Source organism: Alkalispirillum mobile (genome assembly GCF_003664325.1).
GTDB classification, from domain to species: domain Bacteria; phylum Pseudomonadota; class Gammaproteobacteria; order Nitrococcales; family Halorhodospiraceae; genus Alkalilimnicola; species Alkalilimnicola mobilis.
The window spans coordinates 420,089-445,599 of the sequence record NZ_RCDA01000001.1 but is presented as its reverse complement, the minus strand read 5'-3'; the positions used below and the strand labels follow the sequence as shown (position 1 = coordinate 445,599).

Here is a 25,511-nt window from a genome sequence, read left to right as displayed (position 1 = left end):
TGGCGGAGGAGGAGGGATTCGAACCCCCGGACCCTTGCGGGTCAACGGTTTTCAAGACCGCCGCTTTCGACCGCTCAGCCACTCCTCCGGGGGCGCCTATTGTCGGTGAAGCGGGCGCGCTTGACAAGGCGGCGGCGATGGGCCGGAATGGCGCACCATGAGTGCACTGGGACCCCGAAAAGTCGAGCCGGCCGCCTGGCAGGAGTGGATCGGCCAGGCGGCCGAGCTGATCCAGCGACGGCCGTTGGCGTGGGCGGGCTGGACGGTGGCCGTGGTGCTGCTCCATCTGGTCAGCCAGCAGGTTGCATGGGCGCCTTTGCGCACCCTGGGCACCCTCGCGGTGGTCCCGCTGGGCCTGGTCCTGTTCCTGCGCCTCGCCCTGGTGGCGGATTACAGCAAGCCGGCGCGTACCGGGTTGGTGCTGCCCGGCAACCGGGATTGCCTGGCGGCGTTGGCCCTGGCCGCCGTCCTCTCGGCTCTGCACGGGACGGCGCTCCTGGCGCTACAACCGGTTGTGGCCGGTTTCGAGCAGTTGGTTACCCAGGCCGGCTACTGGTCGCCGCAGCTGGAGAGCGGTGCGCCGGCGGATCCGCCGCTCAGCCATGCGCTACTGGGGCCGGTCTACGTCTTTGGTGGCCTGTTGGGGTTAACCGGTGGGGTACTGCTTCTGGTGCTCCTGGCCCTGGGGCAATGGTTCCTGTTGCCCATGCTGGTGCTGCACAACGCCCCCGTGCAACCGGCGGCCATTGTCAGTGCCCAGGGCTACAGCCTGAACCCGGTGCCGATGATGGGGGTCAGCGGGGCGCTTCTGATCGGTATTGCACTGGTGGCGGTGACGCTGGGCTGGGCGGGTGTGGCCGTGCTGCCAGCAGCGGCCGCCCTGATGTACGTCTCTTACCGGGATGTCTACCTGGGGGTTGACGCCAACCGGCCGGCGTCCGAGGTGCGCGAGGAGACCGAAGCCCGAAATGGGCAGTTGGGTTATGACGGTTGAGCGAACCGCCCCGCATCAGGGGGGCGGGGCGGATCGGGCTCACGCGGTCTGCGCGACGGGGGGCTGGTGCGTATGGGTCTGGTTGCGGTACAGACGGTCCAGCATCTCGTCCAGGGCACGGATGGCCTCCTGCCAGAGCGTATCCGGGTGCTGTCGGGCCATGACCTGGTAGCGCTCGCGCTCGGCCTCCAGCGAACGGATGACGTCGTCAGCGGCCAGCGGGATCACCTCTCCGGCTTCCGGCGGCTCTCCGGGAAGCAGTGCGAATACCCAATTGCTTGTTGCATCCGGTTGTGCCGGGTGGTGGGCCATCAGGCCGCGTGCAACAAAACCACCGTGGCGCTTGGCCTCCTGCTCTATACCGTCCGCGTAGCACGGGCAGATCAGCGCGGTATACATCTCTTCAACTCCCGGGGCCGTTTTGTGGCCCGTAACAGTTCAGCGGATTACTTGGTGGACTCCTCCCGCTGTTGTGGCCCGGACTGCTGCGGCCTTTTGCGGCTCTGAGGCCGGCCTTGTGCAATGTCCGGGTGGAGTTATTTTTGCAATGCAACATGATTATATCATCAGTTTTGCCATAGGTCAGACCAATTCCAAGGTGTGCACTGAGGCAAGATGCCGCAGCGCACCACGAGAAGTCGCGGGGCAGGGCAGAGGCGAAGGGAGGTGAGCGGGCCGCCGGCTTCGCCCGGTGGCCCGGCAGGGCTTACAAATCGAGGAGGGGGTTGGGCTGGTCTGCCCAGGGTGAGGCGAAGTGGTCTTCCAGCCAGCTTGGCGTGATATCGCTGAGCGCCGGCGGCTGCCAGCCGGGGTTCTGGTCCTTGTCCAGCAACAGGGCCCGCACGCCCTCAACGAAGTCATCACGCCGGCAGCACTGGATGGCCAGGACCAGATCCAGCTGGAAGCATTCCCGCAGGGCCAGGTGACGGGTGCGGCGAAACTGTTCGTGGAGCAGTGCCAGCGAGGAGGGCGCACCGCTTGCCATCCGCTCCGCGTTCTCCTCCAGCCAGGGGTCGTGGCGGGCGGAATCCCGCACCGCCGCCACCCGCTGCGCCAAAGTGGGCCAGGCCATGAGCTGCCGGATCCGCTCGGCCCTGGCCTGCATGGGGGAGTCCGAGAGCTCCGGGCGGGGCAGGGCCAGGGGGCGCACGGCGTTGTGCATCCGGCCCAGGTCCTCCTGGGCGCGCCCGGTCCAGGCCACCTGCTGCAGGGCCTGGATCAGTTGTTCCCGGTGGTCCTCGGGCAGGACCACGTCTCCCAGGCCCATGAACAGGGCATCGCTGGCGTTCAACCGGGTGCCGGTCAGGGCCGCATAGGCACCGGTGCCCGGGGGCGTGCGCTGGAGAAACCAGGAAGCCCCGACATCCGGGAACAGCCCGATGGTGATCTCGGGCATGGCGAGGGTGGAGGTGGGGGTAAGCACCCGGAGGTCACCCCCTTGGAACAGTCCCAAGCCGCCGCCCATGACCACGCCCTGACCCCGGACCAGCAACGGCTTGGGGTAAACATGCAGGCTGTGATCCAGCCGGTACTCCGCGCTGAAATACTGCTCGGCGAAGGCCAGCCCGGTGCTGCGGTTACCGCGCAGGGCTTCGACGACGGCGCGGACGTCACCGCCCGCGCAGAATGCCCGTTCCCCTTCACCCTCAAGCACCACACAGGCGATCTCGGGGTCGTGGGCCCAGGCCGCCAGCTGCCGGGTCAGGGCCTGGATCATCCCCAGATCCAGGGCGTTCAGCTTACGCGGTGCAGCCAGGGTGGCCACGGCAATGCCGGGGCCGCCCTGGGCACCCGGCAACACTTGGTGGTAAAAGTGCGCCTCGCTCTCGGGCATGGCTTGTCCTCGGTTTTATTCTGATCAGGCGGGGTTGGGGGCCGGGCCTGGCGGCCCGGCCCCGCGGGTTCAGCGTTGTGCCGTGTAGGCGGTCTGCAGGCGTTTGAGATCGGCGATCACCGCTGCCGCGGCCTCCAGCAGCACGTCGGGCAATTCGTCCTCGTCAATGTCATCGTCCGCCTCCAGTGGCTCGAGGCCGGCGGCCTTCCGCCGCTCGTTATGCAGTTCCAGGCGGACCTTCTCCACCTCGTCGCGCTCCTGCTGACGGGTCTGCTCGTTCAGAGAGACGTCGGTTTGCTTCCTGCGCTCGCGCAGGTGGTCGTATTCGCGCAGCAGTGCCTGGAAGCCCGGGTCGTCCTCGCTGCGCAGTTCATAGCGGCTGCGCAGGGAGGGGATGTGCTCCGCCAGACTGCTGTCGGCCCGGTAATCCGTCGCCTCAATGCTGTTCCAGGGCAGGGCGTTGTCTATGCCCCGTTCCCCGAACTCGGAAGCATCAACCGGGGAGGGCAGTTCGATATCCGGCTGCACCCCCTTTTTCTGGGTGGAGTCGCCGGTGACGCGGTAGAACTTCGCCACGGTCAGCTTGAGCCGCCCCGCGCCATCCTCGCCATTGCCCAGGCCGAAGCGGTCCAGGTTGATCATGGTCTGGACGGTGCCCTTGCCGAAGGTGTCCTTGCCCATGACCACCCCCCGGCCGTAATCCTGGATGGCGCCAGCCAGGATCTCGGAGGCGGAGGCGCTGAAACCGTCCACCATGACCCCCAGCGGGCCGTCGTAGACCGGTGCGGAGTTGGCCTCGTCACCCCCCCGCAATACCTCCAGGTCACCGCCGCTGCGGCGGACCTGCACGATGGGACCGCCGCCCATGAAGAGCCCGGAGAGGGAGGCCGCCTCCCGCAGGGAGCCGCCGGAATTGCCGCGCAGGTCGATCACCAGGCCGTCGATGCCGTCCTCCTGCAGCTCCTCGATCAGGCGGCGGACATCACGGGTGGTGCTGCGGTAATTCGGGTCGCCGGCCTCGGCCGCCTCGAAGTCCATGTAGAAGGCGGGGATGGTGATGATCCCGATCCGGTCCTTCTCGCTGTTGTCGCCCGGCACCTCGATCACCTGGCTGCTGGCCGCCTGGTCCTCCAGCTTGATCTCGTTACGCTCCAGCACCACCTCGCGGGGGCTGGTGTCGCTGGCGCCGGCCTCGGGCAGCACCTGCAGGCGGACGATGGAGCCCCGCGGGCCGCGGATCAGGTCCACCACGTCGGAAAGCCGCCAACCGACCACGTCCTCCATCTCACCGTCCTCGCCATCGGCTACGCCGATGATGCGGTCGCCCGGGGAGAGCTCGTCGCTCTGGGAGGCCGGCCCGCCGGCGACCAGCTCGACGATGGTGACGAAGTCGTGCTCGCTCTGGAGCATCGCGCCGATGCCCTCGAGCGAGAGGCTCATGTTGATGTCGAAATCTTCCGAGCGCCGCGGTGAGAGGTAACTGCTGTGCGGGTCGAAGGCGTGGGCCCAGGCATCCATGTAGCGCTGGAACACGTCCTCGCTGGTGTCCTGCTCGGTGGTGCGGCGGATGCGCTCGTAGCGCTGGCTGAGGGTTTCGATCACTTGCTCGTGATCGCGCCCGGCCAGCTTCTGGGTGAGGGCGTCGTGGGTCACCCGCTTGAGCCAGATCCGGTCCAGCTCCTCGCGGGATTCGGCCCAGTCGGCCTCGCTGCGATCCTGTTCAAAGCGCAGGTCGGTATCAAAATCCAGGCCGTCCTCGAGCAGCTCCAGTGCGTACTCGGTCCGCTCGGCCACGCGCTCCCGGTAGCGCTCAAACAACGCGTAGGGGACGCTGAGGTCGCCGTGGCGCAGCTGCTCGTGCAGCTCGACCCGGTGCTCCTCGAACTCCTCGATGTCCTCCTGCAGCAGGTAGAAGCGCTCACGGTCCAGCTGGTCCAGCCAGGCGTCGAACACCCGGTCAGAGAGCGCGGAGTCGAGCCCCTGCCCGCGGTAGTGATAACGGGTGAGCAGGTCGGCGATAACGCTGGCCGTCTCCCGTTGATCGGAGTCCGCTGCCAGGTCCGCGTTGGCAACGGCAGGCCCCGGACGACCGGGCCCGTCGTTGCCGCTGACCACCAGAACCAGCGCCAGCAGCAGGCCGGCGACAATCAGCGTGGGACGCATGAGTTGCGATTTCATAAATGTCAGTCCTGTCTGGGCCGCCGGTCCGGGCCGACGGTTGCGGGTGCGTCGGGTTCAGCCGGTGGCCTCAAGGCTGCGGGAGACCACCTCGTACACGTCGTTCGACAGCGAAGGCGCGTCAGCTATCCGTTGCAGTTCATTTTTCATCATCTTCTGCCTGCTCGCATCATAGCGCTGCCACTTGCTGAGTGGCAGCGCCATCCGGGCCGCGACCTGTGGGTTGATGGCGTCAAGCCGTATGACGTGGGCGGCCAGCAGTCGGTAGCCGGTCCCGCTGTCGTCGTGGAAGGCCGCGGGGTTGCCCTGCGCGAAGGCGCCAATGACCGCGCGCACGCGGTTGGGGTTGCGCAGGTCAAAGTCGGGGTGCTGAACCAGCGCCTGAACACGCTCGACCACCCTTGGGTGACGGGACATGGCCTGAACGCGGAACCATTTGTCCAGCACCAGCGGTGTCTGTCGCCAGCGCTGGTAGAAGTCATCCAGCGCGGTCACGGCGGCCTCGTCTTCCCGATCGGCCAGCAGCGCCAGGGCGGCGAGGCTGTCGGTCATGTTGTCGGCCCGGTGGTACTGCTGTTGTACCAGGCCGTTGTCCTCTGCGGCCCCCGTGGCCCCCAGGTAACCCAACGCCAGATTGGCGAGCCGGCGGCCGGCGATGTGATCGGCGTCGAGTCGCCAGGGTCCTTCTGGCCGGTAACGCCGGTAAGTGTCGCGCCATTGGCTGGCCAGGGCCTGCGCCAGTTCCGTGCGCAGTGCTTCGCGGGCGGCCCGGATGGCCACCGGGTCGGCCGGGTCCATGTGCTGGGCCAGGTAGGCCTCCTGCGGCAGCGCCAGGGCCTCGGCCGCCAGCGACGGATCCAGGTCGGGGGCCTCGAGCACCTGTTGAAAAGCCTGGATGACCTGTCTGCTGTCGTTGGGTGATGCCTGCCCCTGGACCCGGCGCAGAATCACTCGCAAGGCCAGCTGCTGGCCCGCTTCCCAGCGGGCGAAGGGGTCGTTGTCGTGGGCCAGCAGGAAGGCCAGATCATCGTCGTCGTAGTCGTACTCGAGAATGACCGGTGCGGAGAAACCGCGCAGCAGCGACGGTACCGGGCGCTCGGCGAGGCCCTCGAAAGTGAACTGCTGTTCCGACCCGGTCAACTCCAGCACCCGCGTGGTCCCTTCGGCCACGGACTCGCCGGAAAGGCGCAACGACAGCGCCTGCCCGTCGCGACCCAGCAGCCCCACGGCCACGGGGATGTGGAAGGGCTTTTTCTCGGCCTGATCCGGCGTGGGGGGGCAGGACTGGCTGATGTGCAGGGTGTAGCGGCCCCTTGCGGGGTCGAACTCGTCGCGCACGCGCACCCGCGGGGTGCCCGTCTGACTGTACCAGCGGCCGAATTGACCGAGGTCCCGACCCCCGGTCTCCGCCAGGGTCTGGCGAAAGTCCTCAATCGTGACCGCCTGACCGTCAAACCGCTCCAGGTAGCGCTTTACGCCCTGCCGGAACACCGCGTCCCCGAGCAGGGTGTGGTACATGCGGATCACCTCCGCGCCCTTGATATAGACCGTGGCGGTGTAAAAGTTGTTAATCTCCACGTAGGACTCGGGGCGCACCGGGTGCGCCATGGGGCTGGCGTCCTCGGGGAACTGGGCGGAGCGCAGCAGCCGGACCTGCTGGATGCGCTGGACCGCCGGCGATCCCATGTCCTCGCTGAACTGTTGCTCGCGGAACACGGTGAGCCCCTCTTTGAGGCTGAGTTGGAACCAGTCGCGGCAGGTGACCCGGTTGCCCGTGTAGTTGTGGAAGTACTCGTGGCCGATGACGGCCTCCACCGCCTCGAAGTCCGCGTCGGTGGCGGTCTCGGGGCTCGCGAGCACGTACTGAGTGTTGAAGATGTTCAGCCCCTTGTTCTCCATGGCACCCATGTTGAAGTCGCCTACGGCCACAACCATGTAGGTGTCCAGGTCGTACTCCAGGCCGTAGGTGTCCTCGTCCCAGCGCATGGCTTTCTTCAGGCTTTCCATGGCGTGGCCAGTGCGGTTGGCGTTCTCGTGCTCCACGTAGAACTCCAGTTGCACGTCGCGGCCGGAGCGGGTGCGGTAGGTATCCTGATGGCAGTGCAGGTCGCCGGCCACCAGCGCAAACAGGTAGCTGGGCTTGGGCCAGGGGTCGACCCACTTGACCCAGTGGCGACCCTCGCCGGCATCCCCGCTATCCACCAGATCGCCGTTGGAGAGTAGCACCGGGTAGCGCTGGCGATCGGCCTCAATAGTGGTGGTGAACCGGCTGAGCACATCGGGGCGGTCGGGGAAATAGGTGATGCGCCGGAAGCCCTCGGCTTCGCATTGGGTGCAGAAATTGCCGCCCGAGCGGTACAACCCGGAGAGCGAGGTGTTGTCCTGCGGGCGGAGGAGGGTGTGTACCTCCAGTTCAAAGCGGTCCGGCACCCGTTCGATGCTGAGCCCCTGACGGGTCAGCAGGAAGTCGTCCATGGCCAGAGGTTGGCCGTCCAGGTACAACGCCTCAAGTTCCAGCGCCTCGCCGTGCAGGTGCAGTGGCTCATGCAGGTCCACCCCGTCGGCCCGATGCAGGTGCATCCGGGTGCGCACCCGCGCGCAGTCCTCGGTCAGCTGGAAATGCAGGTCGACCGTCTCCACCTCGAAGGCGGGCGGCTCGTAATCACTGAGTTTTACCGCCTTCCGCTGTTTCTGGTCGGTCATGGGGGCCCCTGTGAACGTCGATGTGCGGATTATCCTAACACTCTAGCGCAGGCGGTCTTGCTTGGGCGCCACGGCTTCGGGCGGTTGCTGTTAGACTCTGTACAAACGTTGTATGCGAGGTGTTATGTACTCTATTTTCACCCCGACAACCGGCCTCTGGCCGGGGTCTGGCAACGATGTGGATCTGGAAGTGCTCCGTCGGGGCAGCCGGTCCACCACGCCGCCGCTGCTGTTCGTTCACGGGGCCTACGCCGGCGCCTGGTGTTGGGACGCCCATTTCCTGCCCTGGTTCGCGCGGCGAGGTTGGCGCGCTTGTGCCCCCAGCGTCCGGGGCCACGGCAAGAGCGGAGACCGGGAGCACCTGCACGGCGCCAGCATTGAGGATTACGTCGAGGATGTGCTCCGGGTGGCGAGCGAGTTGGAGCGGCCGCCGGTGCTGGTAGGGCACTCCATGGGTGGCCTGGTGGTGCAACGGTGTCTGCGGCACATGGAGCCGGCCGGGGTGGTCCTGATGGCCTCGGTGCCTCCGATGGGCCTGACCGCATCGGCGCTGCAGATGCTCTGCGCCGACCCGCCACTGCTCTGGGAGCTCTGGATGCTGCAGGGGCTGGGCCCGACACAAGTCAATTTGAGTGTGGCGCAGCGGGTATTGTTTTCGCGGCCGGTGGAGGACCGCCAGCTGCTGCACTACGCGCAGGGGTTGCAGCAGGAGTCGCAACTCGCGTTACTGGATATGAGCGTTCCGGCGACTCCGCCCCGGCCGCGTGACCCGGAGCTGCCCCTGCTCGTGCTGGGGGCGGCCCGGGATGCACTGTTCCCGCCCTGGATGGTGCATGCGACCGCGGAGGCATACGGGACCCAGGCGGAAATCCTGCCGGATATGGGGCACGGCATGATGCTTGACCATGGCTGGCAGCGGGCAGCCACGCGCATCGATGACTGGCTCCAGGAGCAGGTGCTGCCCCGGATCACCAGCGATGCCGGTCCCAGAGTTCAGGGTTTGCCCAGTAGTCAGGGTTGAGCCAGTCCGGGGTGGTCTTGTAAGTGTCGATATCGAACCCGTAAAGGGCGTGCGTTTTGTCCCAGTCCTGCAGGCGGGTGAGGCCCAGGGCGGTGATGTCCAGCTTGGTCCAGCCGCACTGGCCGTGGTCCACCAGCAGAATGATCCGGCGGGCGTGCAGGTCCCGTAAACGTGCGAGCAGTCCGGAGGCGTCCCGCTGGCCGAGCCCTTCCAGGACGCCGGAGAGCACGGCGACATCGAATACGCCATGCTGGCTGAGGGCCGCCAATGCCTCCCCGGGTGCAATGCTGACGCATTCCCCCAGAGTGTTGCCCGCCAGGGCCTCCCGCGCAACGTCGCCCACGGCCAGTGCCGTTTCCGGCCGGGCGTCCCCTAGTGCGTGTTGGATGGCCGTCAAAGCCTGCTGGTTCATCGGCGGCGGTCGGGTTGTGGCTTTGGATCTGCCCATGTTCGCACGGGTGAGGGGTCAGGGGAACTAGTAGCGCGCGCCAGCTCCGCTGGACGGTGCGTCGTCGGAGTGGCGCAGCGCGCTAGCCCGGACATCCGCGGCCAGCGCAGCCCGGGAGGTGCTTCGGGGCCAATCAAGCCAAAGCGTAACCGAACCGGGGTGCAGTCCCAGGTGGTCGGCAATCTGTTCGGCCGGCCAGCCGTCGCGGTGGAGGGCCAGGGCCATCTGGTAGAGCTGCAGCGGGGATTTGCGCGCCATGCTGATCTGCCTGTCTGTTGAATTAGATAGGCACAGGGTGTAGCGCTTGGATGGCAGTGGTGTGACAGGGTGGTGGCGACGGGATGAAGGGGGTTGACCGGATAGCGGCCGGGAGGGGCAAATGACAAGGCCCGCCGGGGCGGGCCTTGGACCATCAGCGGTTGACTACCAGGCGGTGTGAGCGCGGGGTGAGGGTCAGCCCTGCACCCAGGCGTTGCACCAGCCCTCGCGGGCGACCAGCTTGCCCGGAATGATCTGGCAAACACCCCATTCGTCGTCACCACCCCGCCACAGGGCGCAGTTACCGCAGATCTGGCCCTCCTGGTAACGACGGTGCTCAACCTGGGTGGCGTCGTGCTTGTAGTCCAGGCTGCGCGCGATGTCGTCATCCTCGCTCAGCCGGGGCAGGTCGGCACGGGCCACTTGCTGCTGCAGCATCAGCCCGGTGAACGGCACGGCGGCGGCGCCCAGGGCGGTGGTCTTCAGGAAACGGCGGCGGCCCTTATTGATTTGGTCAGCCATTCTCGGGTACTCCCTTGTTGAACCATATCGGATGGAAGCAACAAGCGGGCTGGAGGCGTTTCTTCTGCATATCTCAGAACGGCTTCCTGCCTGCCGGCTTCAACTACGCAAGCTATCCCTTCTTTAGAATCATTGCAAGGCGCACATTGTCGCACCCGCGATTGCGTTGGGCGGTTGGCCATAAAAAAGCCCGCCGAGTGGCGGGCTACGGTAAACATGCGTCAAGACGCAGTGTTTAGCCGGCCGGTACCCAGGCGTTGCACCAGCCGTCGGCGTTCACGTTGTGCCCCGGGATGATGTCGCAGCCACCCCACTGCTCATCGCCGCCCTGCCACAGGCTGCAGTTGGCGCAGGTGGAGCCGTCTTGGTACTGAGCGTGATCGGACGCATCAGCGGCGTCGTGCACGTAGTCCAGGCTCTGGGCGATATCGTCGTCCTCTTCCAGGCGGGGCATGTCTGCGCGGGCGACCTGGCTCTGCAGCATGGCACCGGCGAAGGGCACGGCGGCCACGCCCAGGGCGGTGGTCTTCAGGAAGCTGCGGCGCTTGGTATCGATGTCTTGGGACATGGTGCTTCTCCTTTGCCACTGATTATTTGGCTTTTGAAATGCCAACCAATAGCTGCATTGATCGACTGCTTTGAAGCTTAAATAACCTGGCAGGCGGGTGCAAGCTTTCGCATTCAAAGAATTGATTTTATGCAATCGCCTGCCGGGTCATGGAGATAGGACAGCCTTGTCTGCCCGAAGTTCAGTGGCCATTTTCAAAACGGACCAATAGGTCTTTTCTATCGCCGTTGCGACTAATTTTTATTGGTAATGCGAATCCTTTTCGGGCGTTGTTGAGAATGATTAGCAATGCGCTCTGCTGGTTCACCGGCTCTCCGCCAGCCTCCAGCAGGATATCGCCCGCCCGAATGCCAGCATCATCGGCCGCCGATCCATCACTGACCTGTGTTACCTCCAGCCCTGTCTCTGCCGACTCCACCATGATCCCGAGTCGCAGGGGGGCATCCGCGCTGCCGGTTCCCGGTTGGTAGCTGTAGGTGAAGTCGGCCAGTGCGGTGTCCGGCGGTTCGCAGTCCTCCTCGGTCGCATGGGGCAGCAGCACCAGGACGTCCCCGACCCCCAGGTCCGCCAGCTGCTCCGGCACGCCGTGACCGTATTCCACGTGGCCACGTCCCATGATTCCGACCACCGGGCCACCGTGCTTGTCCAGCGCTTCGTGCAGGCCTTCGGCCATGGCGCGGTCCCAGACCAGTTGCGCCCGAACGAACCGCTCCTGATCTGCCACTTCAGCGTGGGGGTGGCGCTCCAGGGCCTCGATCAGGCGGTCACGATAATCAGGGTGAGGGGTGGCGGGGCGCGAGATGATGCCCTCCAGGGCGCTTGCATCGTCGTCCCAGTCCGTGCCGGCCAGGCGGCCATGGGTTTCGCGGTCCAGGTTGAGGGCGCGGAGCGGGATCCGCTCCATCCTCGCCAGGTGGAGCAGGGGCAGGTAGCCCTCCGGCGGATGCCCCCAATGTTCATACCACTCGCTCTCGCGCAGGAATGCCGCCTCGTCCCGGTCACCGGCCAACCATTGGTCCAGGCTGGACTGGCGGTCCCGCGGGAGCATTTCCAGGCCCACGGCCCGGACGATTGTCTGCCCCTGCAACGCGCTCAGGGTGTGAAGTTGCCACCGGTGCTGATCCTGGTTGCCGTGTTCCTCGCCGAGCAGGATCACGTCGTAGTCGGCAGCGCGCTTGACCACTTCGGCGGTGGTCATCGTGGTGCCGTCCCGTTCAACCCATTGGCCCGGTGCCGGGCAGGCGGATTCGTCTCCCGCCGCTGGCAGGCCCTCCTGCGTGGTGGCGCAACCACTCAGGAACAGAACAGCTCCTGTGGTGATCAATAGGGGGGTGGAACGGCGATAGGGCGGGAAGTGAGGCATCATGCTGCACCGAGTCAATACGAGTAAGTGGGGTCAGTGTACAATAAGGGTATCGTCCGGCATGGACAGCAACCCATTCAGCATGCAGGGGGAATAATGCCCACGCTGAAAGGCATTCCGGTGGTCACCAGTGGCATGAAGTTCGAGCGCGACGGTGTGCGCGCCATCAAGGACGGGGTCAAGCACAATCCCGGTGCGCAGCAGGCGCCCCGCGGGCGCAAGCCCTCCTGGCTGCGGGCCCGGGTCCCGAGCGGCGAGGGGTATCAGGAGGTGCGCGACATCGTGCGTACCCACCGGCTGAGTACCGTCTGCGAAGAGTCCCACTGTCCGAACATCGGTGAATGCTGGAACGCCGGCACGGCCACGATCATGCTGATGGGCTCGGTCTGTACCCGGGCCTGCCGCTTCTGCGCGGTGGACACCGGCAACCCCAAGGGCCGGCTGGACCACGAAGAACCGGCCCACGCCGCCGAGTCGGTGCGTTTGATGGGCCTCAAGTACGTGGTGCTCACCTCGGTGGACCGCGACGACCTGGCGGATGCCGGGGCCGGGCACTACGCGGCCTGTGTGCAGGCGATCCGTGAGGTCAATCCGGAGACGGCCGTGGAGGTACTCACCCCGGATTTCAACGGCGTTCAGGCGCACGTGCACACGGTGGTCGACTCCGGGCCGGAGGTGTTCGCCCAGAACGTGGAGACGGTGCGCAGGCTCACACACCCGGTGCGGGACCCGCGAGCGGGCTACGACCAGACCCTTGAGGTATTGCGCATGGCCAAGGCGCGGCGCCCCGAGATGCTGACCAAGACCAGCCTGATGCTTGGGCTGGGTGAGACCGATGCGGAGATCCGTGAAACACTGCAGGATCTGCGTGCCGCCCAAGTGGATATCGTCACTTTCGGCCAATACCTGCAGCCGACGCGCAACCACCTGCCCGTGGAGCGTTATGTCTCGCCGGCAGAGTTTGCAGAGTACCGCCGGATGGGGCTGGAGATGGGCTTCCTTGAAGTGGTCGCAGGGCCGATGGTGCGGTCCAGTTACCGCGCAGACAAGGTGCTGGAGAAAAACAACGTGGGCCTGGAGTCCGCCTCTTGAGGGTGGGGTCATGAATCACCACCGGGAAACCGATCTGGCAGAGTGCCTCTGCCGCCGCCTGTCGGGGGCGGAGCTGCCGGAGACCGGCTTTCTGGAACTGCAGGGTAGGCGCACGCCCGCCGCGGTGCTTCTGCCCCTCATCCCGGGTGAAAGGGGGTACGATGTGCTTTTCACGCGCCGCAGTGAGCACCTTCGTGATCACGCCGGCCAGGTCAGTTTCCCCGGTGGTCGCAAGGAGCCCGGCGAGAGTTCTGAGCGTGCGGCGCTGCGGGAAGCCTGGGAGGAGATAGGGCTGGAGCCGTCACGGGTGACTGTGCTGGGTCGGCTGGGGCCTTACCATACCGGCACCGGGTACCGGGTACGCCCAATCGTGGCGCGTATCGACCCGCCGGCAGTCTGGCGCCCGGACCCGGATGAAGTGGCCGAGGTGTTCACCGTGCCGCTGGCCTTTCTGACCGATCCGGCCAACCACCGGCAATATGAAACCGAGCGCCACGGCCGACGCCTGCGCTATCATGCCCTGACCTGGCGAGAACACTTTATCTGGGGTGCAACAGCCGGCATCCTGATGCAGTTCTGCCAAGTGCTGTCACCCACCGCCGAAAACGCCTGAGGGCCCCCCGGCCCAAGCCCTGGACTGAACCCCCATGCAACGATCCCTGTGTGCCATGCCCAAGTTGTTCCCGTCGATTGCGGCCCTGGTTGTCGCGCTGTTCCTCTCGGCGGGCCCGGCTGCGGCCGCCGCCGATGACCTGCCTGTCGGCCACTACCTGCTGCCGGAGGAGGGCGACATTATCGGCCGGGTCCAGGTGGTGCGGGCCGAGCAGGAGGACACCGTCTTGGAAATTGGCCGCCGCCACGGGGTGGGTTTCGAGGAGATGCGCCTCGCCAACCCTGACATCAGTCTCTGGGTGCCGGGGGAGGGGACCGAGGTGGTGGTGCCCACGCGGTTCATCCTGCCCCCGGGACCGCGCGAGGGTGTGGTGGTCAACGTGGCGGAGATGCGCCTGTACTACTACCCGCCACAGGAAGGGGATGAGCCCCGGCGGGTGGAGACCTATCCGGTGAGTGTCGGTCGGATGGACTGGGATACCCCCGTCGGTGAGACGGAGATCACCGCCAAGGCCGAGGACCCGGCCTGGTATCCGCCGGAGTCCATTCGCGAGTTCTCCCGGCAGCAGGGCACAGAGTTGCCGCGGGTGGTGCCGCCCGGGCCTGATAACCCGCTGGGTCGCCACGCGATGCGGTTGGGTATCCCCGGCTATCTGATTCACGGGACCAACCGGCCCTGGGGGATCGGGATGCGCGTAACCGCGGGTTGCATCCGCATGTACCCGGAGGATATCGAGGACCTGTTCCCGCGCCTGCCCGTGGGGACATCGGTCAAGCTGGTGAATGCACCGTTCAAGGCGGGCTGGAAGGACGACACGCTTTACCTGCAGGCATACCCCCTGCTTGAAGAAGAGCGCGAAAACACCCCGATGAGCGAGCAGCTCGGCATGGCCGCGGACGCGGTTGCCGAGGCCCTGGGTGATCGGCGCCACCGGGTCGACTACAACCGGTTACGGCGCCTGGTGGAGAGCCCGACGGGGTTGCCGGTACCGATTTCCAGGGATGCCGATGTGCTGTTGCCAGGCCACCTGAGCGGTGATCTGTAGCGGGGGCGAGGCAAACCGCCGTTTTAGACACGCAGAAACAAAGAACCCCGCGCAAGGCGGGGTTCCGGAACGGTGCTCAGAAGCCGTGAATTACTTGTACATGGACTTCTGGAACATGCGGTCAATCTCTTCGCTGTTGCGCTGAGAGGCCTCGAGCGCGGCGTCAGCGTCGGCCTGAGCCTGGGCGGCCATGTCACGGGCCTCGTTCGCAGTGGCCAGGGCCTCATCGGCGGTGGCACGGGCATCGGAGGCCTCGGCGCGGGCCTCGTCCACCATGCTGCGCACATCTTCCTCGGCAACGGTGGCGCAACCGGCGAGCAGGGCCAGGGAAGCACCAATGGCAGAGTACTTCAGTGCGTTCTTGATCTTCACGGTCATGGGAGTCTCCTTGTACGGACGTAAAACCCTAGCTGGGCGATTAAATTTGCATCAGCTCACATGCGAATCCTAGCGGATCAGAACGCGAGTGCCAATGTTTACCCAGTCAGCCAGGCGCTCTATTTCTTCGTTCGTTACCGCAACGCAACCCTGGGTCCAGTGGAAGCGATCGTGAATGTCCGGATCCCCTCCGCCGATACCGTGAATCCCGATATGGCCACCCAGTCGGGTCTCCTGCGGCGGGGCGCGGTGCCGTCTGAGGTGATCGTGGTAGGCGCGGTATTCGGCCTCGTCGAACACCCCGGCCTCCAGCGCCTTGCGGGCGTGCCGCGGAGTGGGGTAATCGAGGCCCAGAAAGATGTGGAAGGGACTGTTCTGGTTGATCCGGTTGATGCGGAATTCGCCCGTCGGGGTGCGGTTGTCGCCCCGCTGCCGGAGCGCGGCGGTGCCTGCCCGACCCACCGAGATCTGCTGGAAGACCTCCACCGGCTCATGGCCCTGGTAGACCGTGAGCTCCGCCGCGTCCGGGTCCACTTTCACCCAGATCTCGCCGTCGTGATTCGGTGCCGCAGCCACAGACCCCGCCATCAGCATGAGGCCCGCGACCAGTAGTCTCGCCAGCACGCTCATCGGGCGGCTTCCAGGAACTGCAACAGGTCGGTGGCATCGAACGGCCAGCCGAGGCGGTGGCCGGCGTCATCAGCCAGCACTGGAATGTGACCACCGTAAGTGGCCATCCACTCCGGGTCTTCGACCACGTCGCGCGGCCGCCACTCCATCGACTGGTAGGCGGCGACGGTTTCGAGCAGACGCTCCGCCTCTTCGCAGAGGTGGCAGCAATCGGTCATGTACAGATAAAGCACGAACGCCCCCCGAGGCGCGAGAATACGCCCGCTATCATACGAAGGCGCACCGCGGCGGGCAATCGGTGCCCGGACAGCGAGCTAGACCTGTCCCCACCTGGTCAGCGGTGATCGGGCTGGCGGGCCACGACGGCCCCGGTCATCTCGGCTGCCGTGGTCTCGGGGTCACCGGCCGATTGGCTGATGATCCAGGTCTGCGCATCTCCAACCGCAGGCGGATGATCAGCGCCGGCCAGCACCACCAGGCCCGCATCCAGCAGCAGTGGAATGACCGCTTCGGGGTCATGAATGCCGTCGGGCAAGGGCTCCGGCAGTCGGTAGACGTGCAGCCCTTGGGCGAACAGATTCCCTTCGAGCCGGCGCACCGTGGCGCCGCGGGTGGCTTCAGCACCTCCGTAGACCCAGACCGCCAGAGCTTGCTGGCCTTTCTGGCGGGCGCGGGCGCGGGCATCCGGAACCGGGGCCGCAGCGGTGCTTTCATGGACACGATCAATCATGCCCGCGGCGACTGTGCCGTGATGGCTGCGGTCGACCAGGATAAAGGCGCCGGCGTCAGCGCAGGCGGCATAGGGTTCGCAGGGTAGCGGGGCGCCCAACGTGATCTCCACCCCCCCAATACTGTTTAATGCCAGTTGCCCCGGGGCTTCGCCGCGCTCCAGCCGATGGATGTCCAGGGAATGGGTCAGGCGGGATACCGTGGCCGGCACGCTGCAAGTGGCCAGCTTGAGCCAGAACTGCTGACCGGGGCGCAGGGGGCGCTCATGCATCCAGATCAGTTCCGCTGCCAGGGCGCGAGCGTTGGTCAGGCTGGGGGTGTCTGCATCCACCAGCCAGTCGCCGCGGGAGACATCCAACTCGTCGGCCAGGGTAACAGTAACCGCCTGGCCGGCGTGGGCCGCCGACGATACTGGGCAGCTGAATCCCGCCAAACTGTGGATGCGGCTTCGCTGACCGCTGGGGAGGACGCGCACCGCCTGACCGGGGTAGAGGGTACCGGTGGCCAGGGTACCGGCATACCCGCGGAAACCGGCGTGCGGACGGCTGACGTACTGTATAGGTAGTCGAACCGCCTCGAGTGGGCGCTGGTCGACTGCCGGTGCCACCGACTCCAGCCACTGCAACAGGGTGGGGCCCGCGTGCCAGGGCGCCACATCGTCAGCCGAGTGGACCACATTGCGCCCCTGCAGGGCAGAGAGCGGAATGCAGTCCACCCGCTCCAGGCCCAGGCGTTCGGCCAGCACCTGGTAGTCGTTCTCGATCGCCCTGAAGGTGGCTTCGTCCCAGTCCACCCGATCCATCTTGTTCACGGCGAGTACCACAGAACGGATACCCAGCAGGGCGCAGATGGCGCTATGCCGGCGGGTCTGGGGCAACAGCCCCTTGCTGGCATCCACCAGGATAATGGCCACGTCGGCAGTGGAGGCGCCGGTGGCCATGTTGCGGGTGTACTGCTCATGGCCCGGGGTGTCGGCAATGATGAACTTGCGCTTTTCGGTGGCGAAGTAGCGGTAGGCCACATCGATGGTGATGCCCTGTTCCCGCTCCGCCTCCAGGCCGTCCACCAGAAGGGCAAGATCCGGCGCGTCGCCGGTGGTTCCGTAGCGGGCACTGGCCTGGTTCAGCGCCGCCAGCTGGTCCTCCGGTATGGCCCCGGCATCGTGCAGCAGGCGCCCGATCAGCGTGCTCTTGCCGTCGTCCACGCTGCCGCAGGTGAGCAGGCGCAGCAGGTCGCGGGCCTCCAGCGCCTCCAGGCGCAGGTGCAGGTCGGTATGGCTGGTCATGGTCTCACTCGTCGCTTGGTGGATGGCTGATCAGAAATAGCCTTCACGTTTTTTCTTCTCCATGGAGCCGGCCTGGTCGTGGTCGATGGCACGGCCCTGGCGCTCGCTGCTGCGCGAGTCCAGCATCTCGGCGATGATCTCGGGCACGGTGGTGGCGCTCGAGCGGATTGCACCGGTCAGCGGGTAGCAGCCCAGCGTCCGGAAGCGCACGCGCTCCATGCGCGGGGTCTCACCCGGCTTCAGTGGCATGCGATCGTCGTCCACCATGATCAGTAGGCCGTCACGTTCCACCACTGGGCGTTCGGCGGCGAAATAGAGGGGCACCACCGGGATTTTCTCGCGGTGGATGTAGAGCCAGACATCCAGCTCCGTCCAGTTGGACAGGGGAAAGACCCGGATGCTCTCGCCCTTGTGAATGCGGCCGTTGTACAGGTTCCAAAGCTCCGGGCGTTGCCCTTTGGGATCCCAGCGATGGTGCGGGTCGCGGAAGGAGTAGACCCGTTCTTTGGCGCGACTGGCCTCTTCGTCCCGTCGGGCGCCCCCGAACGCGGCGTCGAAGCGGTGCTCATCCAGCGCCTGTTTGAGCGCCTGGGTCTTCATGACATCGGTGTGCACCGACGAGCCGTGGCTGAAGGGCCCGATGCCCTGTGCCACGCCATCGGGGTTGATGTGCACCCGCAGTTCCATGCCCACTTCCTCGGCCATGCGGTCGCGGAAGCTGATCATCTCCCGGAACTTCCAGGTGGTGTCCACGTGCAGCAGAGGGAAGGGCGGCTTGCCTGGGTGAAAGGCCTTGCGGGCCAGGTGCAGCATCACCGACGAGTCCTTGCCGATGGAGTAGAGCATCACCGGGTTCTCGAACTCCGCCGCCACCTCGCGGATGATGTGGATGCTCTCCGCCTCCAATCGGTCCAGATGACTGGTGGCAGGCAGGGGCTCGGACGCTCTGCTGTGTTCCAAAGCACTGGCGGCTTGGCTCATAGGGTACCTCCGGCGTGTTTCAGGGGCGCCCGCTGGGGGGGCGTATCAGGGCTTTCCGGGAGGGGGCTGAAGGCCGACTGCCCGGGGGTGGCACACTGGAACCAGTGCAGTTGCGTGTGCAGGCGCACCGTGTCCCCCACGATCAGCAGTGCCGGGGGCTTGATGCCCTCGGCAGCCACCCGGCGGGGCAGGGTCTCCAGGCTGCCGATCAGCACGCGCTGGCTGCGGGTGGTGCCCTGTTCCACCACCGCAGCGGGGTGGTGATTGGGCAGCCCGTGGCGGCGCAGGTTGGCGCAGACCTCCGGCAAGCGCCCGAGGGCCATGTAGAAGACCAATGTCTGCCCGGAACGGGCCAGGTCCGCCCAGTCGGTGTCGGTTTGATCGTCGGCCGGGTGGCCGGTCAACAGGCGGCAGCTGTGGGCATGGTCCCTGTGGGTCAGCGGAATGCCCGCGTAGGCGGCGCAGCCCTGCGCCGCCGTGATGCCCGGTATCACTTGAAAGGGGATGCCGGCGGCAGCCAGTTCCGCCACCTCTTCGCCGCCGCGGCCGAATATAAAGGGGTCACCCCCTTTAAGGCGCAACACCCGATAACCGGCGCGGGCCAATTCCACCAGACGGGCGCTGATCGCCTCCTGGGGCAGGGTGTGCCGGCCTGCGGCCTTGCCGACCGGAATGCGCTCGGCGCCGGAATGGATCAGTTCAAGGATCTCCGGTGCCACCAGCCGGTCATACAGCACCGCATCCGCCCGCTGCATCAGGCGCACGGCCTTCAGGGTGAGCAGTTCCGGGTCGCCGGGGCCTGCGCCAACCAGATAGACCTCGCCTTGGGTGGTTGCCCGGGTCATGGTCGTTTTCCTCCGCCGGCCCGCACGGATTCGGCGTGCGGTGCCCGGTGTAACCCGCATTCGCGGTGTTCCGGGTCCTCCCACCACCACCGGCCAGCGCGCGGGTCCTCACCGACGGTGATGGCTCGGGTGCAGGGTGCGCAGCCGATGCTGGGATAACCTTGGTCATGGAGCGCGTTGTAGGGCACCTGGTGGGCACGGATGTAATCCCAGACGTCCTGCTCGCCCCACTCAACCAGCGGGTTGAACTTGGTGAGCCCGTGGGCGTCGTCGTGCTCCTCCAGGGCAAGCGCCTGGCGGGTTACCGATTGGGCCCGCCGTTGCCCGGTGATCCATGCCTTGCGGCCGGCCAGGGCCCGCGCCAGGGGCTCCACCTTGCGGATGTGGCAGCACGCCTTGCGGGCACTACGGCTGTCGTAGAACCCGTTGATGCCGTGGCTGTGCACCCAATCCTGTACGGCCTCGGCCTGGGGGAACCAGGTCTCGATGGCGATGCCGTACTGACGCCTTGCCTGCTGGTGCAGGGCATGGGTCTCGGGGTTGAGTCGGCCGGTATCCAGGGTGAAGGGCGTGATACCCGGCGCATGCCGACAGACCATGTCCAGCAACACCATGTCTTCGGCACCGAAGCTCACCGCCAGGGCCGCGGGCCCGTGGCTGGCTTCGATCTCCCTGAGCAGGCGCACGGCGTCATCGGTCAGTGAGTTCAAGCGGTCGTGGTCGATGCCTTGATTGGTCATGGCTAAGCGCCTCCCTCGGCTATGGCTGGCAAGCTAGCAAAGCTCGTAAAGACCCCAAAGGAATGTTTATCAATTTGCTTAATCCCATAAAGAATTAATCAGGGATCGAATAACAGATATAGGGAATAAGCAATTCCCTAATCATTCTTTCTAGTAGTAAGCAGTTGGGTACTAAGCTGACGCCCGTCAAATCGCCGCACCGAAAGGTTTCGAAGGTTATGTACCAGTACAGCGATCACGATCATGCCCTGGTGCGAGCGCGCGTGGAGGAGTTCCGCGACCAGACGCGCCGCCACTTGGCAGGGCAGCTCAATGAAGACGATTTCCGCCCGCTGCGGCTGATGAATGGGCTGTATATCCAGCGGTTGGGCCCCATGCTGCGGATCGCCATTCCTTACGGCACGCTGTCATCTACGCAGCTGAGAGCCTTGTCGGAGGTGGCCCGCCGTTACGACCGGGGGCTTGGCCATTTCACCACCCGCCAGAACATGCAGCTACACCACCTGGAACTGGCTGATGTTCCGGAGGTGCTCGCCGATCTGGCCGAGGTGGAGATGCACGCCATGCAGACCAGCGGAAACTGCATACGTAATGTCACCAGTGACCAGTTGGCGGGTATCGCGGCGGATGAAGTGGATGATCCGAGGCCCTGGTGCGAGCTGATTCGCCAGTGGGGCACGCTTCACCCCGAATTCATTTACCTGCCGCGTAAATTCAAGATCGCCGTCAGCGGGGCACGGTATGACCGCGCCGCCGTGCAGGTGCATGACATCGGTTTGCGGCTGGTGGAGGGCAGCGGTCACGACGCCCGTTTCGAGGTCTGGGTGGGTGGTGGCCTGGGACGCACCCCCGTTATTGCCGAACGCTTGCGCCACGACTTGCCGGGCCGGGAGGTGCTGCCCTACCTCGAGGCTATCCTGCGGATCTATAACCGGTTCGGCCGGCGTGACAACAAGAACAAGGCGCGCATCAAGATCCTGGTGCGGCAGCTGGGGGTGGCCCGTTTCCGGGAACTCGTGGAGGCCGAGTACGCCACCATGGCCCGCGACCACCTGCTGATCACGGAGTCACGGTATGCCGAGGTGGCTCGGCACTTCCGACGCCCGGCGGTGGCCACCACGGCAGCGGACGAGGCAGAGCTGCAGGCAACGGCGGAAGGGGACGAGGCGTTCGCCAACTGGCTGCGCTGGAATACGGAACGCCAGCGTCAAACCGGCGTGCGTGCGGTGACTGTTTGCCTGAAACATGGTGACCGGCAACCGGGTGATATCAGCAGCGATGAGATGGATGTGGTCGCGGAACTGGCAGATCATGCAGGCCAGGGCGAGATCCGCAGTACCCACCACCAGAATCTGGTGCTGCCGGATATTCCGGCCAGCCGCCTTTACGCCGTCTGGCAGACGCTGGCTCGACTGGGCCTGGCTCACCCGGTGGTGGGCACGGTGGCCGACACTATCTGCTGTCCGGGTTGGAAGTACTGCAACCTGGCCAACGCTGAGTCGATTCCGGTTGCGTTGGCGGTGCAGGAGCAGTTAGAGGACCTGGATTATCTGCACGATCTGGGTGAGGTGCGGCTGAATATCTCGGGCTGCATGAACGCTTGCGGCCACCACCACGTGGGTCATATCGGCATTCTCGGTGTCGAGAAGCGGGGTGAGCCCTGGTACCAGATCCAGGTAGGCGGATCCTCTGCCGGTGAGGTCAGCCTCGGTAAGGTGCTGGGGCCTTCGGTGGCCCAGGACCAGGTGGCCCCGGTGGTGGCGTCCCTGATGGAGCGCTACGTGGCCCTCCGCGAAGGCGAGGAACGTTTCATCGATACGGTGCGCCGGGTCGGCCTGGCGCCGTTCAAGGAGGTGCTTCATGCTGCTGCTTGAGGAGGGTCGCACGGCTGCTGACAACTGGCAGCGGCTCGCGGCGGAGGGTCTCGCCAACCCGCTGCCGGCGGGCAACTGGCTGATCCCGCGGCAGGATTGGGAGGCCGCTGGGCGGCCCCGCCCGGCCAAAGGTGCCCGACTCGCCCTGGAACTGGAGGGTGACGATGATCCCGAGGGGCTGGCGGATCTATTGCCCCAGCTGCCGCTGGTAGCCGTGCGTTTTCCGGTTGCCACCGATGGCCGCGGATTCAGCCTGCTGCCCTGGTTGCGTCAGTTGGGGTACGTCGGCCCGGTGCGGGCAACCGGTGACCTGCGGGTTGATCAGCTGAGTGCGTTACGGCGCGCTGGGTTCGCGTCCATTGAATTATCCGACGACGTGGACCTGGAGACTGCGCAGCGTTGTCTGCAACGATTCGGACAACTCGGGACGACGCCAGTCCGGAGAGCCGAGCGATGACCGGGCTAAGTGATGTCGGGTACAGCACCGAAGCCATTGCCGCGGGTGAGGCAGTCGAAGCCGTGGTCGTGCGGTTCGCGGGTGATTCCGGCGACGGTATGCAGCTCACGGGCAGTCAGTTCACCCGCGCTACCGCGCTTGCCGGCAATGATCTCGCTACGCTTCCCAGCTTCCCTGCGGAGATCCGTGCCCCGGCCGGGACCACCTTTGGCGTATCGTCATTCCAGATCCAGTTCGGCGCGCGTTCCGTGGCCACGCCGGGTGATGCACCGGACGTGCTCGTGGCCATGAACCCCGCTGCCTTGCGTGTTCACTTGCCTGACGTCGTGGTGGCAGGGACACTGGTTATCAACAGCAGTGCATTCACGGACCGCAATCTCGCCAAGGCCGGCTACGAGGTCAGCCCCTTGGATGACGGAAGCCTGGACAACTATCAGGTCGTGGCCGTGGACATCGCCCAACGCACCGTGGAGGCGGTCAAGGAGTTCGGCTTGGGGCATGGTGATGCCCGGCGCTGCAAGAACCTCTGGGCGCTTGGGCTGATGTACTGGTTATACGGCCGCGATCCGGGCGCGACGCTGGAGTGGATTGCTCGAAAATTCGCCCACCGGGAAGATCTCGCTGCCGCGAACCGTGCGGCGCTGTTAGCGGGCCACGCCTACGGCGAGACAGCGGAGTTGGGTCCAGCCCTCCCACGTACTCATGTGCCCCCCGCCGAACGGGCACCCGGGCGCTATCGAACGGTGACCGGCGCGGATGGCCTGACCTGGGGGCTGCTTGCCGGGGCGGGCAAGGCAGAACTGCCCATGGTATTTGCCTCCTATCCCATCACACCGGCCTCCGGGCTGTTGCACACGTTGGCCGGGCTCCGTGAGCCTGGTTTGACCACATTGCAGGCTGAAGACGAAATTGCCGCGGCCTGTGCCGCGATCGGGGCCTCGTTCAGTGGCTCCCTTGGCGTGACCGCCAGCTCCGGTCCCGGCGTGGCCCTGAAGGGCGAGGCATTGGGGCTTGCGGTAAGTGCCGAGCTACCGCTTGTCGTCGTGAACTGCCAGCGCGGCGGCCCCTCCACCGGGCTGCCGACCAAAACGGAGCAGGCGGATCTCTACCAGGCTCTCTACGGGCGTAACGGGGACGCGCCCCTCTGCGTCCTGGCACCGGCTTCAGCGGCCGACTGCTTTAGCATGGCAATTGAAGCCGTCCGTTTGGCCGTGGGGTACATGACGCCGGTCCTGCTGCTGGCGGACGGCTATCTGGTTAATGCCGCGGAGCCCTGGCAGATCCCCGAGCTTTCGGACTGGGAAGATTTCCCCGTCCGTTTCCATACGGATCCGGACGGGTTTCACCCCTTCTTGCGGGAGGCCGCCACCGGCGCCCGCCCTTGGGTGAAGCCCGGGACGGCGGGTTTGGAGCATCGCATTGGTGGGCTGGAGAAAGACTTCGATAGCGGCCATATCTCTTATGAGCCGGGCAACCACCAGCGCATGACCGACGTGCGCGCCCAGAAGATCCGCGGCATGGCCGATGCCATACCTGAACAGGACGTGGCTGTTGGCGGGCTTTCGGGGGACTTGGCAGTGGTGAGCTGGGGGTCGACCTACGGGGCGGTTAACCAGGCGGTCCGGCGAAGTCGCATGAAAGGTCGTGAGGTGGCCCATATTCACCTGAGATACCTCAACCCGTTACCGCGCAACCTGGGGCCTTTGCTGCGGGGCTATGACCGGCTGCTGGTCCCGGAGCTCAATAACGGCCAATTGGTTAATGTTCTCCGGGCCAGCTTCGGGGTCCACGCCGAGGGACTCAGCCAGGTGACCGGGGAACCGTTCCGCATCGCCCATTTGGAACACGCATTCAAAGAGATTTTGGAAGCCTGATCATGACTGCAGCGACCGCTTCACCCAAACCCGTGGATTTCGCCTCGGATCAACAGATACGCTGGTGCCCGGGCTGCGGTGACTATGCGATTCTCAAGGGCATTCAGAAGACCCTCGCGGGGCTGGGTGTGCCGCAGGAAAACCTTGTGTTCGTTTCCGGTATCGGTTGTTCCTCGCGCCTTCCGTACTACCTCGAAACCTACGGTTTCCACACCATCCATGGCCGTGCCCCCGCGGTGGCAACGGGGGTGAAGCTCGGCAACCCGGCGTTGGACGTCTGGGTGATCACAGGCGACGGCGACGGTCTCAGCATTGGTGGCAACCATCTCATGCATGTCCTGCGACGCAACCTCGACATGCAGATTCTGCTGTTCAATAACGAAATCTACGGGTTGACCAAGGGGCAGCTGTCGCCGACATCGAAGCCCGGAACCCGTTCCCCCACGAGCCCACGGGGGGCTGTGGACACGCCGGTGATGCCGGCGCGGTTCGCCTTGGGCGCGGGTGCGCGCTTTGTGGCTCGGGCGGTGGACACGGACCCGAAGGCCTTGGGAGTGGTGCTGGAGCGTGCGCACGAGCATCGCGGTGCTTCACTGGTGGAGATCTACCAGAACTGCATCGTCTACAACGACCAGGCGTTTGCGGCTATCACCCAGCGGGGCCGCGCCGCAGACAATACCATCCGTTTGCGACACGGCGAGCCCATGCGTTTTGGTGCAAACGGTGACAGGGGATTGGTGCTGGATCCAGCCAGCTGCGCCCTTCGCGTGGTGGACGTGGGTGGCGAAAACGGGGTGCCGGAATCCGAGCTGCTGGTCCACGATGAGCGGAATGCCGCGCTGGCTGGCCTGCTGGCCAGCATGCAGCCACCGGACCTGCCGGTTGCCCTTGGCGTGCTCTACTGCGACCCCGAGGATCAGAGCGGGACGGACACCGAGCGAAGCCCCGTGCAACTGGCGGCGGTGGATCGGCTATTGAACGAAGGGCACGTCTGGCGTGTCGCAGGGTAGTGAGACCACCATAGTGCTGTCCGGAGGTCGGTGCCGCGCTGCGTCGGTCCCCCAGGACCTCGTGACAGC

The 25,511-nt window shown here is 65.7% G+C and carries 25 protein-coding genes and 1 tRNA gene; 9 read left to right on the top strand and 17 right to left on the bottom strand.

The features are described 5' to 3' along the window. A tRNA-Ser gene (locus tag DFR31_RS02175) sits at window positions 1-88 on the bottom strand. A 69-nt stretch (window positions 89-157) separates the two neighbouring features. Between DFR31_RS02175 and DFR31_RS02170 the strand changes: the two genes are divergently transcribed. After that, entirely contained in the window at window positions 158-994 is an 837-nt protein-coding gene (locus DFR31_RS02170; protein WP_121441020.1) for a hypothetical protein, read from the top strand. A gap of 39 nt (window positions 995-1,033) precedes the next feature. On the opposite strand, the gene DFR31_RS02165 is transcribed toward DFR31_RS02170, so the two are convergent. The 4 genes from DFR31_RS02165 to pepN all read right to left on the bottom strand — a co-directional run bounded on the left by DFR31_RS02165 (window position 1,034) and on the right by pepN (window position 7,709). Next, window positions 1,034-1,393, bottom strand: a complete 360-nt coding sequence (locus tag DFR31_RS02165; RefSeq protein WP_121441019.1) for a hypothetical protein — start codon at window positions 1,391-1,393, stop codon at window positions 1,034-1,036. A gap of 307 nt (window positions 1,394-1,700) precedes the next feature. Then, complete coding sequence (locus DFR31_RS02160; RefSeq protein ID WP_121441018.1) at window positions 1,701-2,828, bottom strand: enoyl-CoA hydratase/isomerase family protein; 1,128 nt, start codon at window positions 2,826-2,828, stop codon at window positions 1,701-1,703. A 69-nt stretch (window positions 2,829-2,897) separates the two neighbouring features. Then, window positions 2,898-5,006: a carboxy terminal-processing peptidase gene (locus DFR31_RS02155; protein WP_121441017.1), complete on the bottom strand. Its 2,109-nt coding sequence runs from the start codon at window positions 5,004-5,006 to the stop codon at window positions 2,898-2,900. Between the two features lie 57 nt (window positions 5,007-5,063). Continuing rightward, entirely contained in the window at window positions 5,064-7,709 is a 2,646-nt protein-coding gene (pepN, locus tag DFR31_RS02150) for an aminopeptidase N (RefSeq protein WP_121441016.1), read from the bottom strand. A 124-nt stretch (window positions 7,710-7,833) separates the two neighbouring features. On the opposite strand from pepN, the gene DFR31_RS02145 reads away from it, so the two are divergent. Beyond that, on the top strand, window positions 7,834-8,730 hold the full coding sequence (locus tag DFR31_RS02145; RefSeq protein WP_170153572.1) for an alpha/beta hydrolase: 897 nt from the start codon (window positions 7,834-7,836) through the stop codon (window positions 8,728-8,730). Here the strand turns inward: DFR31_RS02145 and DFR31_RS02140 are convergent. The 5 genes from DFR31_RS02140 to DFR31_RS02120 all read right to left on the bottom strand — a co-directional run bounded on the left by DFR31_RS02140 (window position 8,678) and on the right by DFR31_RS02120 (window position 11,724). Further along, a complete protein-coding gene (locus tag DFR31_RS02140) occupies window positions 8,678-9,142 on the bottom strand; it encodes a DUF6231 family protein (protein ID WP_121441014.1) in 465 nt (154 codons plus the stop codon). The genes DFR31_RS02145 and DFR31_RS02140 overlap by 53 nt on opposite strands. A gap of 63 nt (window positions 9,143-9,205) precedes the next feature. Further along, entirely contained in the window at window positions 9,206-9,436 is a 231-nt protein-coding gene (locus DFR31_RS02135) for a helix-turn-helix domain-containing protein (RefSeq protein WP_121441013.1), read from the bottom strand. 195 nt (window positions 9,437-9,631) lie between these two features. Continuing rightward, complete coding sequence (locus DFR31_RS02130; RefSeq protein ID WP_121441012.1) at window positions 9,632-9,958, bottom strand: high-potential iron-sulfur protein; 327 nt, start codon at window positions 9,956-9,958, stop codon at window positions 9,632-9,634. Between the two features lie 235 nt (window positions 9,959-10,193). Further along, entirely contained in the window at window positions 10,194-10,526 is a 333-nt protein-coding gene (locus DFR31_RS02125; protein WP_121441011.1) for a high-potential iron-sulfur protein, read from the bottom strand. Window positions 10,527-10,707: 181 nt separating this feature from the next. Further along, window positions 10,708-11,724, bottom strand: coding sequence for a ChaN family lipoprotein (locus tag DFR31_RS02120; protein ID WP_170153571.1), 1,017 nt, complete (start codon window positions 11,722-11,724; stop codon window positions 10,708-10,710). A 261-nt stretch (window positions 11,725-11,985) separates the two neighbouring features. Here DFR31_RS02120 and lipA point away from each other — a divergent pair, with 261 nt between their 5' ends. Genes lipA through DFR31_RS02105 form a run of 3 tightly spaced genes read left to right on the top strand, consistent with a single transcriptional unit; the run spans window position 11,986 to window position 14,639 of the window. Continuing rightward, on the top strand, window positions 11,986-12,981 hold the full coding sequence (lipA, locus tag DFR31_RS02115; protein WP_121441009.1) for a lipoyl synthase: 996 nt from the start codon (window positions 11,986-11,988) through the stop codon (window positions 12,979-12,981). A gap of 10 nt (window positions 12,982-12,991) precedes the next feature. Then, window positions 12,992-13,594, top strand: coding sequence for a CoA pyrophosphatase (locus DFR31_RS02110; RefSeq protein WP_121441008.1), 603 nt, complete (start codon window positions 12,992-12,994; stop codon window positions 13,592-13,594). 34 nt (window positions 13,595-13,628) lie between these two features. Beyond that, window positions 13,629-14,639 (top strand): L,D-transpeptidase family protein, encoded by a 1,011-nt coding sequence (locus DFR31_RS02105; protein WP_245971059.1) that lies wholly within the window; start codon window positions 13,629-13,631, stop codon window positions 14,637-14,639. A gap of 90 nt (window positions 14,640-14,729) precedes the next feature. On the opposite strand, the gene DFR31_RS02100 is transcribed toward DFR31_RS02105, so the two are convergent. From DFR31_RS02100 to DFR31_RS02070, 7 genes are all read right to left on the bottom strand, one after another. Next, window positions 14,730-15,017, bottom strand: a complete 288-nt coding sequence (locus DFR31_RS02100; RefSeq protein WP_211328220.1) for an Lpp/OprI family alanine-zipper lipoprotein — start codon at window positions 15,015-15,017, stop codon at window positions 14,730-14,732. A 69-nt stretch (window positions 15,018-15,086) separates the two neighbouring features. Continuing rightward, the gene (locus DFR31_RS02095; protein ID WP_121441006.1) at window positions 15,087-15,647 is read right to left on the bottom strand and encodes a L,D-transpeptidase family protein; all 561 of its coding nucleotides are present in this window, start codon (window positions 15,645-15,647) and stop codon (window positions 15,087-15,089) included. Next, window positions 15,644-15,880 (bottom strand): glutaredoxin family protein, encoded by a 237-nt coding sequence (locus tag DFR31_RS02090; RefSeq protein WP_121441005.1) that lies wholly within the window; start codon window positions 15,878-15,880, stop codon window positions 15,644-15,646. Before DFR31_RS02090 ends, DFR31_RS02095 begins: the two co-directional genes overlap by 4 nt. A 101-nt stretch (window positions 15,881-15,981) precedes the next feature. Continuing rightward, window positions 15,982-17,661: a sulfate adenylyltransferase subunit 1 gene (locus tag DFR31_RS02085; protein WP_121441004.1), complete on the bottom strand. Its 1,680-nt coding sequence runs from the start codon at window positions 17,659-17,661 to the stop codon at window positions 15,982-15,984. 30 nt (window positions 17,662-17,691) lie between these two features. After that, window positions 17,692-18,642 carry a sulfate adenylyltransferase subunit CysD gene (gene cysD / locus DFR31_RS02080; RefSeq protein ID WP_121441003.1) on the bottom strand — a complete coding sequence of 317 codons (951 nt, stop codon included), beginning with the start codon at window positions 18,640-18,642 and terminating at the stop codon, window positions 17,692-17,694. After that, complete coding sequence (cobA, locus tag DFR31_RS02075) at window positions 18,639-19,487, bottom strand: uroporphyrinogen-III C-methyltransferase (protein ID WP_121441002.1); 849 nt, start codon at window positions 19,485-19,487, stop codon at window positions 18,639-18,641. The genes cysD and cobA overlap by 4 nt, the downstream gene beginning before the upstream one ends. Next, on the bottom strand, window positions 19,484-20,227 hold the full coding sequence (locus DFR31_RS02070) for a phosphoadenylyl-sulfate reductase (protein WP_121441001.1): 744 nt from the start codon (window positions 20,225-20,227) through the stop codon (window positions 19,484-19,486). The genes cobA and DFR31_RS02070 overlap by 4 nt, the downstream gene beginning before the upstream one ends. Window positions 20,228-20,445: 218 nt before the next feature. On the opposite strand from DFR31_RS02070, the gene DFR31_RS02065 reads away from it, so the two are divergent. Genes DFR31_RS02065 through DFR31_RS02050 form a run of 4 tightly spaced genes read left to right on the top strand, consistent with a single transcriptional unit; the run spans window position 20,446 to window position 25,442 of the window. Then, window positions 20,446-22,101: a nitrite/sulfite reductase gene (locus tag DFR31_RS02065; protein WP_121441000.1), complete on the top strand. Its 1,656-nt coding sequence runs from the start codon at window positions 20,446-20,448 to the stop codon at window positions 22,099-22,101. Beyond that, on the top strand, window positions 22,088-22,558 hold the full coding sequence (locus DFR31_RS02060) for a DUF934 domain-containing protein (RefSeq protein WP_121440999.1): 471 nt from the start codon (window positions 22,088-22,090) through the stop codon (window positions 22,556-22,558). Before DFR31_RS02065 ends, DFR31_RS02060 begins: the two co-directional genes overlap by 14 nt. Further along, window positions 22,555-24,432, top strand: a complete 1,878-nt coding sequence (locus DFR31_RS02055) for a 2-oxoacid:acceptor oxidoreductase subunit alpha (protein WP_121440998.1) — start codon at window positions 22,555-22,557, stop codon at window positions 24,430-24,432. The genes DFR31_RS02060 and DFR31_RS02055 overlap by 4 nt, the downstream gene beginning before the upstream one ends. A 2-nt stretch (window positions 24,433-24,434) precedes the next feature. After that, window positions 24,435-25,442, top strand: a complete 1,008-nt coding sequence (locus DFR31_RS02050; RefSeq protein ID WP_121440997.1) for a 2-oxoacid:ferredoxin oxidoreductase subunit beta — start codon at window positions 24,435-24,437, stop codon at window positions 25,440-25,442. The last annotated feature ends 69 nt before the right edge of the window (window positions 25,443-25,511 follow it).